Genomic DNA, 12,102 nt, shown 5'->3' with positions numbered 1-12,102 from the left:
GTGACGCCACTTAGTACTCAGGCGTCGATGAGATTAATCCGTACTGCGAGAAGCGCGAATCCGGGGGCTTCGAGTAGTCACCCGAACTCCGTCACTGTCGTGTTCACACGTGATCTCCGTCCCGTACACGTCGCTGAGGAGATCAGAGCGCAACACGTCATGCGGCGCTCCAATACCAACAACGTGGCCCTTTGACAGCACTGCGACCGTGTCAGCGATCGCTGCTGCGTGGTTGAGGTCGTGCAGAACTACGCCCACGCACACACCGTGCTTATGCGCTAGATCGAAGAGAAGTTCAAGCAGTTCAACTTGATACTTCAGGTCAAGGTGGTTAGTAGGCTCGTCAAGCAGAAGAACTTCGGTATCTTGGGCCAAACAGCTGGCCAATCACACACGTTGTAACTGCCCGCCTGAAAGCTGTTCGAGCGGTGTGTCTGCAAGGTCTTCAACGTCCGCGAGCCTCATAGCTTCTTGAATCTTTTGGGCGCCTACTGCATCTCCTTTGCCCCACAACCCAGTGAACGGGTGGCGGCCCAACGCTACAGCAGAACGGACACGCATACCATGTGGAGTCGCTCGCATCTGCGTGAGCATTGTCAACCGTCGCGCTAATTGCTTACGTGACAAACCGCCTACTGTTGCGCCGTCATCAAAGCGTACGTGTCCAGAACTCGCTGGCAGGAGGCCCGAGAGGGTCCGCAACAGAGTTGACTTCCCCGACCCGTTAGGCCCTACGAGCGCAGTTACTTCACCGGCATTCAAACGCAAATCGACGCCATGGACGACCATGTCGTTCGAGTAGCCAGCGCATATACCTACCGCCGTAAGCCCAGATGCTCTCGTTTTGTTCAGCGTCTTCAACACAACAGACAGATTAAGGCATACCTAACCTAATTACAATATGACCTTATGTTGTTAATAACCGTGATTCTGTGCTAGACGCAACGAAGGCCCTGCGGTATCACTACCGCAGGGCCTTCGCTCGTTTCAGAAAACGCTTAGCTCAGCGCTTTTTCAAACGCTTCTTCGAGAACATCGAATGCTTCGTTGAGCAGTTCATCTGACATGGTCAGTGGTGGCAGGAAGCGCAGAACGTTTCCGAACGTACCGGTCACCAAAACCAGAACCGCGTTGTCTGCGCAGTGCTTTGCAACTGCTTTAGCCAGGTCAGGGTTAGGCTCGATCGAGTCACGCTGCACCAGTTCGCACGCCTGCATCGCACCGCGTCCACGGACGTCGGCAACTTCTGGGAACTTGGACTGGAGCGCTTCCATACGGGAGCGCATGATGTCGCCAAGCGCGCTGGCGCGTTCCAGCAGACCTTCGTTTTCGTATGATTCGATCGCACCCAGAGCGGCCGCAACAGCGGATGGGTTACCTCCATAGGTTCCACCCAGTCCACCGGCACCTACAGCGTCCATGATTTCTGCACGCCCGGTGACTGCGGACAGAGGCAGACCACCGGCAATACCCTTTGCGGTGGTGACCAGGTCAGGCTCAATGCCTTCCCATTCAGATGCGAACATCTTTCCGGTACGACCAAAGCCTGCCTGCACTTCATCTGCAACAAAAACAATGCCATTTTCACGCGCGTAGTCCACCAAGGTTGGCAAGAAACCTTCTGCAGGAACGATGAAACCACCTTCACCCTGAATGGGTTCGATCACGATCGCGGCAACCTGGTCGGCCCCCACCTGCTTTTCGATCATGGTGATGACACGCTTTGCAGCGTCTTCACCTGAGAGCTTGGTGCCAGCGGCGTCGTTGTCGCGGAACGGGTACGACATGGGCGCGCGGTATACCTCGCCAGCAAACGGCCCAAAGCCGTGTTTGTACGGCGCAACCTTGGCGGTCATAGCCATAGTCAGGTTGGTGCGGCCGTGGTACGCGTGGTCAAACACAACCACGGCGTTGCGCTTGGTGTAGGTGCGAGCGATCTTGACCGCATTTTCAACTGCTTCAGCACCCGAGTTAAGAAGTACCGTGCGCTTGTCGAAGGACCCTGGGGTCAGCTGGTTGAGCTTTTCAGCAAGTTCAACATAGTTTTCGTATGGGTTGACCATGAAGCATGTGTGGGTGAAAGCTTCCACCTGTTCGGTCACACGCTTGACAACGTTTTCGTTCGCGTTACCTACGTTGGTAACCGCGATTCCTGCAGCCAGGTCGATGATCTGGTTGCCGTCGATGTCCTTGAGGATTCCGCCACCCGCAGCGACGATGTATGCGGGGTAACCAGAAGCGACACCCTGCGCAACGGCCTTGTTGCGCCTGGCTTCAATCTCCTTTGATTTTGGCCCAGGAATTTCGGTGACAATCTTGCGTTCTTGCGGCAACGATGGGCCGCCCTTTTCCAATGAAGTCATACGTCAAAGATAACGCACGAACACACCACATGTTGAGGAAAATTTATCGCCTGAGCTGAGGATTTCTCTGAACCGTAACTGTTTCCTTCTGGGTGCCCACGATGAGTTCCTGTGTGGCGCTCACGCGCGTGTTCCCATCGTCGGTCAAAACGGCCAGTTCTGCTTCCGGATCGACCGTCCGTTTGACCAGTCCCAGCGCAATGGGACCCAGTTCGTAGTGGATCGCGGCCGAGGTGACGGTCCCCACTTGCCGTTCGGCACCTCGGGCGGGCCCCAGGATGGGGTCCCCTGGGGACACGACAGCGTGGTCCGAACCGTCCAGGTACAAGAAGACTATGCGCCGCGGCACTTGGCCCAGGTTGTGCACGCGGGCCACGGCTTCTTGCCCCCGGTAGCAGCCTTTGGCCAGGTGGACGCCGGTGCGCAGGACATCAATTTCGCCCACAAGAGTCTTGTGGTCGCAGTCGGCCATTGCCGGACGCCACGCTTCGATGCGCAGAGCCTCCCACGCGTCACGCCCCACAACGTTGAGGCCTTCACGGTCACGGCACACGTTGAGGCGGAAGTCGAACGCACTACCTGGGTGGTCCTCAACCGCTGCGTAGCTGGCACCACCAGGGGTGATATTGGGCCACGGGTCAACCCATTGGACAACTGGTTCAAGGTTTTCCACTGGACCGTTTGAACCCACAACCGTGTATTCGTCGCTGACGTCGCGAATGTCGACCCGCATCATGAATTTCATGGATTCGAGAAACTCCCGTAGCGGTTTGCCGTCGCCGTCTACGAGCAACCACACGCAGTCATCTGCCACATACACGTACGCCCAGTGTTCAATGTGACCGGTGGGCGAAAGAACCAGCGTTTCCGTGGAAGTTCCTGGCTGTGCCGCATCGAGTTTCTGGGTGGTCAGCGAATTGAGCCATGTCAAAGAGTCCGGGCCAGTGAGCGTCAGGATCGACATGGATGAGAGATCCGCAACCGCTTTGCCGTCAGCGAGCGCGCGCTGTTCACGTAACGGTGAACCCAGGTGTGCAATTTCAGACGATCGGTAGCCGGTGCCGTATACCGCACTCATTGAGCCTATCCTCCAAGTAGATTGCCGAGTTCTTCCAGTCGCTTGGCAATTCCAGGCGGCAGGTATTTCTTGACATCTTCTGCGACTGATTCGAGAGGTGCAATTTTTCGGTACACCTCATCCAACATTTCGCGCGCGTCTTTGACTGCGTTATGCACATCCGGCAACAGTCCCGCCGTGTCAATACCGTGGATAGCTTCCCGTGCTTCCTTGATCACTTTTGCGGCGTCCTGCGCGTCGTCCCACATCGACGGATTCAAACTAGACAGGTCCGGGTTGCTTTTGAGCGAACCGGAGTTGAAGTCCACCACCCCGGACAGCGAAATCATCACCGGACCGGCCTCGTTGAGCACGTTTTCCATGTGCGTGATGAGCGTGTCGGAGGCGTCCACATTGCGCTTCACCCACGGGATCGAGTACATCTGCGCAAGCGGGATACTGTGCAGATTGGATTGTGCCTGCCCCAGTTCGTCGCGCGCTTTGTCTAAGTGTCCCTGTGCATTCTGTGGGTCGTTGGACAGTGATTCAAGGAACGCGTTGCCCGCTTCCGAGGCGGCGTCGGCATGGCGTGTGACGGCGTTGACGCGGGCCGTGAGTAAGACGACGAACGCGATGATCGCCAACAGAATGACGACAATAACAAACGCGAAACCTCGCAGGCCCGATTTTTTCTGGGGGCCTGATTTCTTTTGAGGTTGGTAGACCTTGGTCTGGGCTGTCACGCGGTTCAGGTGACTTTTTTCAACCGTGCAGATGCGTGCGAAGCGAGTTCGTGCCCGTTCGCCGCCATGTCCCACGCCCACAACAGGTCGCCTTCTACCAGACCGTACATGCGGGTAGAAGCCTTGTAGTCCTTGGACGTGCGGGTACGTGCAACCACGTCAGTGGACAGATCGATACGTGGCCCGTTGATGCGCCCCGCATACAGTTCGGTCAGACCGTGTGGGTGGACAAGCGAAACCTCAAGATCAAAGTCGCCGTCGCTGTTGCGCAACGTGTCAACAGCTTCTGCGCTGGTGTACTTTGACTCTTCACTGGGAGGGATGAGCCCCGGACCCACATCGGCGTTGTCCCGTTCACGTACCAGCTGCCAGATTCCGGTTTCTACGCTGAGGGTGTCAGCGATCTTTCCGTCCTCGCCCAGAAGCCATGACTGGGCTGTGTACAGCAAGTACGGCGCCGAGGTGGGGGCAACAAAGTCGATACGTTGCCCGAACTGCGTGTCTGGGGTGTCGCCATAACCGACGACGCCCACTCCTTCCCACGAACCGATGAGCCACGCGAGTGGCACAAGTTCGGGTTTGAGATCAGTTGGAATTTCGACTGGCATACAGAGGCTTAACGACGCGACTTGAACAGGTTCGCGATGACCTTAGCGGCAATGCCCAAAGTGCCAAGCCCGGCCAGTGCGACCAGAACAGTGAAGACAGTTTCAAGAACGACAAAGTTATCCATGGTTATAGTGTACCGCTTTGCATCTGGCGACTCTCAGCCCCTCCAGATACTGGTTCTCACCCGAACCAAATGAACGCCCACGCGGGCAAGCGGTGCAAGGCATAAACCGCAACCCCAGAAAGCGCAATCGGAGCCGCTCCCAGCGCCAACTGGACGCCCCACGTGCGTGCCTTTGTGACACCTCGGGCTTCATTGAGCGAGGTCGCTTGGAAGCGAGCGCGCGCAATCAACCCTAAAATCCGGTCAGTTGCGGCCACAATCCCACCCAGCACCATTCCGAACACCAAGGCGACAACAAGACTCACGGTAGGCAGAGGGTGAAACACGTGCGCGATTCCAGCTCCCACAACCCCAGCGACCACTGCCAAGGGCGAGGTGTAGCGGGCTGGCCACGGCAACGCGGTTGCGCACTGGGCGAAGAAGATCGCGGCGAGCCCAATGTAAATCGCCGAATGGTTCCCCGGCAGACGCAAACTCGCAATCCATGTACACGCCGACAGCGTGATCACAATCCCGGCCACCTGCGCTGAGACGTTCGCAACAGCGTGCGATGCCTCAATCCCCCGGGCCAAATGCTGAACAAACGACCACAGCAAACCAAGCCCAGCTAGAACCGGCAGCCACTCCAAATACGGGGGCGCGACCGCCAACCACGTCGCCAACATGCCAGCGAAACCAAAGCCGCCCAGCGTGAAACTTGTGACCCACGGTTGAGGCGAGTCCGTGAGCCTGGGCCACCCGAATGCAAAAGCAAAAACCAACAGGCCGGAGGCAAAAGCGATAGGACCGTAACCCAAGGACGACGTCACCGCTAAGGTCACGCCCAGTCCCAGAGCAACAAGCACGCTGATCCACCGTTCCATACGCCCCATGTTGCCATGACCAGGCGCGCGAATGGCAACCGGCAAATCACAACCGCTGTGCACACATATACTTTTCACTATCCACACGAGCAAAGGGGAAAAGTGCGAATCCTCGTGATTGCGGCCTCAGACAGCACGGCCCTTCCGGCCCTGCACGTACTACCGCACACCATCACGACGGTTACACCCTCAATGTCTGACCTCATCGCAATCGACCCCAGCTCCTTCGACATTGCTGTCGTCGACGCGACTACCGAACTGCAGATCGCTCCCATTATTTCCACCCGCTTAGAAAATGTGGGTTTTAACGGCCCCACGATTGTTGTGCTTACCGATGGCGGTTTTACCGCTGCCCAAGAATCGTGGAACGTGACCGACATCGTGAGCACGAACGCGCAACCCGCTGAAATCGAGGCCCGCCTCCGCTTGGCTCACGCGCGGGCAGCCACACCCTCCGCACTCGACGAAACAGACCCGGTGGCGGCCACCTCGGCGACGGAACCCATCACGCGGTACGGGAGACTGACGGTCAACCACGAAAGCTTCACCGTGACCGTGGGCGGCCGGAACATCAACCTCACTTACCGAGAGTTCGAACTGCTCTACCACCTGGTCACCCACCCCAACCGCGCCTTTACGCGCGCTCAATTGGTCACACACGTGTGGGGCGACGCGTACTTGGGTGGGACCCGCACCGTCGACGTGCACGTGCGGAGGTTACGAGCCAAGCTCGGACCAGAGTTCGCACACACAATTAGTACAGTAAGAAACGTGGGCTATATGTTTAGCTCAGACGAGCCAACAGCTCAACGGCCAGAAGTCGACTGAGGAAGGACCTGCGTGTCACACACCTGCCAGCTGAACGTGGACGACAACGTCCGTGAACTCCTGCGCCACGTGACCGCTCACGACCACGTCGCACCCTTGTCTGACGGCGTGCTTGACGCACTTGCGCAAGGGGCCGAATCTGCATCGCACGAGCCTATTTCGCTTGGGCTGGTGGTTGATGACCAATTGGCGGGTTTTGGCGCTGTTGTGGACCAAGGTGAACGTGGTGCCTTGGAAATGTGCGTGGTACCGGAATTCCGCGGCCGAGGTGGTGGTCGCCTTTTGGCTGAAAACCTCCTTGTGCGCGCCCGTGAGGCGGGGGTTGCTTCACGCACGTGGGCGTGGTCTCACGGAGATCATCCTGCAGCCAGTGCACTAGCTGAATCGTTCGGGTTTGCGCGTGAGCGAGTTCTTTTGCAGCTGTCAACGAAGACGGTGGAAGAGGAGCTTGCTGTTCCGGAGGTGAACGCCCCCGAAGGGGTCGAAATTCACACGTATCAGCCTGGCGACGAAGTCCGGTGGCGCGAAATCAACAACGCAGCTTTTAGCTGGCACCCGGAACAGGGCAACCAGAGCGCGCAAGACTATGCGCGCATCGTGGAAGATCACAGCTTTGACCCTGCATCTGTTTTCTTTGCGGTCCACAACGGTGACATTGTGGGATTCCACCACACCAAGATTCACACAGACCACCCCAGCGGGCTCACCATGGGCGAGGTGTACGTCATTGGAGTTGACCCGCACGTCCACTCCCGGGGCCTAGGCACGGTGCTCATGAACGCTGGTATGCGGCACCTCATCGACAGTGGTGTGGACGCGATTGAGCTGTACGTCGAATCTGACAATGACGCAGCATTGCATGTGTATAAGAAGCTCGGATTTGTGAACGAAATTCGCCACATCAGCTATGCACCGCAGGACCACACGTGAGCCCCACCCCCGTTTCCAACGCTGGCGAATCCGCCCGACTCAACGCCGATGTCCTCGCGGCTGGTGCCGTACTGTGGCGCAAGGCTGGCGGACGCCTCGAAGTCCTTCTTGTCCACCGACCCAAATACGACGACTGGGCGTGGCCCAAAGGAAAAGTCGAGAAAGGCGAAACGCTCCCCGAATGTGCAATTCGGGAGATTGAAGAAGAAACCGGATACCGCGTGGTTTTGGGCCTCCCCCTGCCATCGGCGCGGTACACGGTTGGGAAAAAACTTTCCAAGCACGTCGAATACTGGGCGGCACGCGTCGCAACCGAAGCACCACCTCGGCCTTCTAATCCCAAAGAGATTGACAAGGCTGTGTGGTTACCAATCGAAGACGCGCGCAACAAGCTCACCCGCTTTTCTGACCGTGAACAGTTAGACCGGTTGGAGCAGGCGCACCAGACGGGGAGTTTGTATGGATTTCCCGTCATCATCGTGCGCCACGGTAAGGCGTTTCCGCGTTCTAAATGGCACGAAACAGAGCAGGTCCGACCGTTATTGGGCTTGGGAACGCGGCAGTCATTGGCGCTGATCGGACTGCTTGACGCGTGGGAGCCTAAGCGGTTGGTTTCGAGTCCCTGGAAACGTTGCGTTGCCACGCTCAAGCCGTACTCCGCTTCCACGGGCAAAAACATCAAGACGATTAAGTGGCTGAGCGAAAAGAACAACGCAAACAAGCCTGAAAAGACCGTCCAGGCGCTGGAAAAACTCATCGCGAAAGAGCAAGCGGTTGCCGTGTGTACGCACCGACCTGTTCTTCCGACGGTGTTCCGTACTCTCGCGTCTTTTGCACCTACAGGCTTGGCGGAAAAGCTTCCCAGCGAAGACCCGTATATGAACCCCGGCGAGATCTTGATCGCCTATTTCCGGCCGGGACCAGTACCGCGGATTGTTGAGGTTGAGCGGTACCGGCCGATTGATACTTAACGAGTGATCAGCGTCACGGTTACCTACTAGGCGGGCCTCACTGTGATGAAAAAGTAACCAAAATCTCAACTTTTTCCAAGCGATTTAACCCCCCGTTAACCTGTTCAGACACTTGCGTAAACCATCGACTTTTAACGTTGAGATGCACGTGGGGAACTTCCCCAGACAGAACAGACCGAAAGGTATCCTCGTGAAGCTCAAGCGTTTCGCTCCTGCCGCAGCAATTCTGGCTGCTGGTGCTCTGACCCTGTCCGCTTGTGGTGGCTCCTCCGAAGGTGGCGACAAGGGCGGCGAAAACGGCGGCGACAAGGCCGTATCCGGCACCCTGATTGGCGGTGGCGCTTCCTCGCAGGAAGCTGCTATGACCGCATGGGCCGAAGGCGTTAAGGCTGACAACCCTGCACTCTCCGTCAACTACGACCCAGTAGGCTCCGGTTCCGGACGTAAAGGTTTCCTGGGTAGCCAGTACTCCTTCGCTGGTTCCGACGCAGCTCTGAAGGACGAAGAGCTCGAAGAAGCAAAGAAGGTTTGTGGCGACGGTGGCGCTTTCCACGTTCCTGCATACATCTCCCCAATCGCAGTTGCTTACAACCTTCCTGGCGTAGACGAAGTCAAGCTCGATGCAGAAACCATCGCTAAGATCTTCGCTGGCGAAATCAAGAAGTGGAACGACGACGCAATCGCAAAGCAGAACGAAGGCACCGAACTGCCTGACATGGACATCGTTCCTGTCCACCGTGCAGACGACTCCGGTACCACCGAAAACTTCACCGCTTACCTCGCTGAAGCTGCTGGTGACGCTTGGAAGCCAGGCGAAATCGAAACCTGGCCAAAGGAACTCGGTGGCGAATCTGCTCAGCAGACCTCCGGTGTTGTTTCGCTGACCCAGCAGAAGGAAGGTGCGATCACCTACGCTGACGCTTCCCAGGTTGGTGAACTCGGAACCGTTTCCGTCAAGGTCGGTGAAGAATACGTTCCTTACTCAGCAGAAGCTGCTGCAAAGATGGTCGACGCTTCCAAGCCTGGTGAAGCTGGTGCTATCGAACTTGACCGTAAGAGCGAAGAATCGGGCGTTTACCCAATCGTTCTGGTTTCCTACCACATCTACTGCAAGCAGTACCAGGACCAGGAAACCGCTGACCTCGCAAAGGCATTCGCTTCCTACGTAGTATCCGAAAAGGGTCAGAAGGACGCAGAAGCTGCAGCTGGTAACGCTCCTATCTCGCAGACCACTCGCGACGCTGCGATGAAGGAAATCGACGCTATCACTGCTCAGGGCTAATTGCTTGAACATAGATAGCTTGTGCTGAAAGGGCAGCCACCGGACCCGCAGTCTGGGTCTGGTGGCTGTTCTGTGCACATGACTTTCACACATATCCGCTAGCGGGACACACCCGCTTTCCGTTCAATTTAGGGATTTATTGTGAGCCATACTACTGCGGAGCCACAGGACAAGAAGGCTCCTTCGGTCGCCAAGGCGGCACGTGGCGGCGCGGCTGGAGACAAGGTGTTCTCTGGTCTTGCACTGGCTGCCGGTGCCATTATTCTTCTGGTCCTCGCGTTTGTTGCTATCTTCCTGGTAGTCGAGTCCCTTCCAGCACTGTGGCCAAAGGTCTTTTCAAATCAAGACAGCATCGTTAGTGCGGACAGCTTCTTCCAGTACGTCTGGCCACTTATGGCTGGAACGCTCATTGCATCGGCTATTGCACTGCTCATTGCCACCCCGATCGCGGTGGGAGTTGCTCTCTTCATTTCGCACTATGCTCCTCGTCAAATCGCAACTCCGGTTGGGTACGTCATCGACCTCCTCGCTGCGATTCCTTCTGTTGTCTACGGTGCGTGGGGTATGACATTTCTCGCCTCATCGCTGGTCCCTGCGTATGCGTGGCTCAACAAGAACTTGGGCTGGATCCCATTCTTTAGTGGCGAAGCTTCGAACACGGGCCGTACGATCCTCACGTCCGGAATCGTTCTTTCCGTCATGATTCTGCCCATCATTACGTCTCTGTGTCGTGAGATCTTCGTCCAGACACCGAAGTTGCATGAAGAAGCAGCGCTTGCGCTTGGTGCAACACGTTGGGAAATGATCCGTATGACAGTTTTCCCATTTGCTCGCGCGGGTATCATTTCGTCCATCATGCTTGGGCTGGGGCGCGCTCTCGGTGAGACCATGGCTGTGACCCTGGTGCTTTCGCCCGGTATTTTCTCGCTCAGCCTCATTTCGTCCGGACACAACGCAACCATTCCGTCAGAAATTGCACTGAACTTCCCAGAAGCATTCGGAATGCGCCAGAACGAACTGATTGCGGCAGGTTTGATGCTGTTCATCATCACTCTGGTCGTCAACATGCTTGCGCGCTGGATTGTCAGCCGCCACAAAGAATTCTCGGGGGCTAACTAATGTCGAAAAACGCTGAGACAAACACTGACACCAAAGCTGAAGCACCAAAGACGCTTGCGCGTAAGGGCAAGCAGAAGAACTCCTTGACCGCTGGTCAGAAGCCGTCATGGATCTGGATTGCCGTTCTGGCTGGAGCCATTGTTGTAGGGCTTGCATGGACGTTCTTGGTTCAGCACACGTTCTCGCTTGTGGGCTTCGCTATCATCACTGCGATTGCGTACATCATCGGTATGTATGTCGCAACGTTCGCTCTGGAGAATCGTCGTCGCGCAGCAGACGGACTCTGGAAGAACCTTGTGTGGGCGACGTTCATCATCGCCCTCCTCCCGCTGATCTCTGTCATTTGGACAGTGGTCGGGAACGGCCTTCCTAGCTTGATCCGAAACCCAGCGATGCTCTTCCAAGACATGGCTGGCGTCACTGGTGCGACCGACCAGAAGACTGCACAAGGCGGACCACTCATGGGTGGTTTTGCACACGGTCTGGTAGGTACGCTCATGATTACCCTGCTGGCGACGATCATTTCGGTCCCTGTGGGACTGATGACCTCTATCTACCTGGTTGAGTACGGTAAAGGAAAGTTTTTCTCGCGTGCGATCACGTTCTTCGTGGACGTTATGACCGGTATTCCGTCAATTGTTGCGGGTCTGTTCGCGTTTGCCGTGTTCCAGCTGTTCATCACGACGTTCATTGGCACGAGCCCGGCTAAGTTGCAGCTGGTCAAGATGGGTTTCACTGCTGCGATTGCTCTGTCCATTCTGATGATTCCGGTTGTGGTGCGTTCGACTGAAGAAATGTTGCGTGTTGTTCCGAACGAACTGCGCGAAGCGTCCTACGCGCTGGGTGTTCGTAAGTGGCGCACCATTATGAAGGTTGTTCTTCCTACCTCGATCTCCGGTATCGCTTCTGGTGTGACGCTGGCTATTGCACGTGTCACCGGTGAAACCGCACCGATCCTGGTGACCGCCGGTTACATTGCAACGACCAACTGGAATGTGTTCAACGGATGGATGACTGCTCTGCCGGTGTACATTTACCGTCAACTCGTCAACCCAACTGCGCCGGCAGCACCGGACCCATCGATCGCACGTGCGTGGGCAGCGGCTCTGGTTCTGATCGTCATCGTGATGCTTCTGAACCTCGTCGCTCGTATTATCGCTAAAGCGTTCGCACCTAAGAAGACCGGTCGCTAAGGCCGCAAAGAAGAAGGAAA

At 56.7% G+C, this 12,102-nt stretch carries 13 protein-coding genes; 6 read left to right on the top strand and 7 right to left on the bottom strand.

All coding sequences use genetic code 11. From position 1 onward, the window contains the following. Window positions 1-33: 33 nt before the first annotated feature. The 7 genes from QP868_RS00420 to QP868_RS00390 form a co-directional block, all read right to left on the bottom strand. A complete protein-coding gene (locus tag QP868_RS00420; protein ID WP_284924534.1) occupies window positions 34-387 on the bottom strand; it encodes an ATP-binding cassette domain-containing protein in 354 nt (117 codons plus the stop codon). Next, a complete protein-coding gene (locus QP868_RS00415) occupies window positions 388-864 on the bottom strand; it encodes an ABC transporter ATP-binding protein (protein ID WP_284924533.1) in 477 nt (158 codons plus the stop codon). 134 nt (window positions 865-998) lie between these two features. Then, window positions 999-2,363: a 4-aminobutyrate--2-oxoglutarate transaminase gene (gabT, locus tag QP868_RS00410; protein ID WP_284924532.1), complete on the bottom strand. Its 1,365-nt coding sequence runs from the start codon at window positions 2,361-2,363 to the stop codon at window positions 999-1,001. Between the two features lie 43 nt (window positions 2,364-2,406). After that, window positions 2,407-3,441 carry a CAF17-like 4Fe-4S cluster assembly/insertion protein YgfZ gene (gene ygfZ / locus QP868_RS00405; RefSeq protein ID WP_284924531.1) on the bottom strand — a complete coding sequence of 345 codons (1,035 nt, stop codon included), beginning with the start codon at window positions 3,439-3,441 and terminating at the stop codon, window positions 2,407-2,409. Between the two features lie 5 nt (window positions 3,442-3,446). Continuing rightward, window positions 3,447-4,163, bottom strand: coding sequence for a hypothetical protein (locus QP868_RS00400; protein WP_284924530.1), 717 nt, complete (start codon window positions 4,161-4,163; stop codon window positions 3,447-3,449). Window positions 4,164-4,168: 5 nt separating this feature from the next. Continuing rightward, the gene (locus QP868_RS00395; RefSeq protein WP_284924529.1) at window positions 4,169-4,771 is read right to left on the bottom strand and encodes a heme-binding beta-barrel domain-containing protein; all 603 of its coding nucleotides are present in this window, start codon (window positions 4,769-4,771) and stop codon (window positions 4,169-4,171) included. A gap of 181 nt (window positions 4,772-4,952) precedes the next feature. Further along, window positions 4,953-5,759, bottom strand: a complete 807-nt coding sequence (locus tag QP868_RS00390; RefSeq protein ID WP_284924528.1) for an ammonia permease — start codon at window positions 5,757-5,759, stop codon at window positions 4,953-4,955. 102 nt (window positions 5,760-5,861) lie between these two features. On the opposite strand from QP868_RS00390, the gene QP868_RS00385 reads away from it, so the two are divergent. The 6 genes from QP868_RS00385 (at window position 5,862) to pstA (ending at window position 12,082) form a co-directional block, all read left to right on the top strand. After that, window positions 5,862-6,587, top strand: a complete 726-nt coding sequence (locus tag QP868_RS00385) for a winged helix-turn-helix domain-containing protein (RefSeq protein ID WP_284924527.1) — start codon at window positions 5,862-5,864, stop codon at window positions 6,585-6,587. A gap of 12 nt (window positions 6,588-6,599) precedes the next feature. Beyond that, complete coding sequence (gene mshD / locus QP868_RS00380; RefSeq protein WP_284924526.1) at window positions 6,600-7,517, top strand: mycothiol synthase; 918 nt, start codon at window positions 6,600-6,602, stop codon at window positions 7,515-7,517. Then, the gene (locus QP868_RS00375; protein WP_284924525.1) at window positions 7,514-8,488 is read left to right on the top strand and encodes an NUDIX hydrolase; all 975 of its coding nucleotides are present in this window, start codon (window positions 7,514-7,516) and stop codon (window positions 8,486-8,488) included. The genes mshD and QP868_RS00375 overlap by 4 nt, the downstream gene beginning before the upstream one ends. Before the next feature lie 190 nt (window positions 8,489-8,678). Continuing rightward, the gene (locus QP868_RS00370; RefSeq protein ID WP_284924524.1) at window positions 8,679-9,770 is read left to right on the top strand and encodes a phosphate ABC transporter substrate-binding protein PstS; all 1,092 of its coding nucleotides are present in this window, start codon (window positions 8,679-8,681) and stop codon (window positions 9,768-9,770) included. Between the two features lie 225 nt (window positions 9,771-9,995). Next, window positions 9,996-10,889 (top strand): phosphate ABC transporter permease subunit PstC, encoded by an 894-nt coding sequence (gene pstC, locus QP868_RS00365; protein WP_473964617.1) that lies wholly within the window; start codon window positions 9,996-9,998, stop codon window positions 10,887-10,889. Beyond that, on the top strand, window positions 10,889-12,082 hold the full coding sequence (pstA, locus tag QP868_RS00360) for a phosphate ABC transporter permease PstA (RefSeq protein ID WP_284924522.1): 1,194 nt from the start codon (window positions 10,889-10,891) through the stop codon (window positions 12,080-12,082). Before pstC ends, pstA begins: the two co-directional genes overlap by 1 nt. Window positions 12,083-12,102: the final 20 nt, after the last annotated feature.

The organism is Brevibacterium sp. UMB1308A (assembly GCF_030230605.1).
Classification (GTDB): Bacteria; Actinomycetota; Actinomycetes; order Actinomycetales; family Brevibacteriaceae; genus Brevibacterium.
This window is presented reverse-complemented; position numbering and strand designations above follow the sequence as displayed.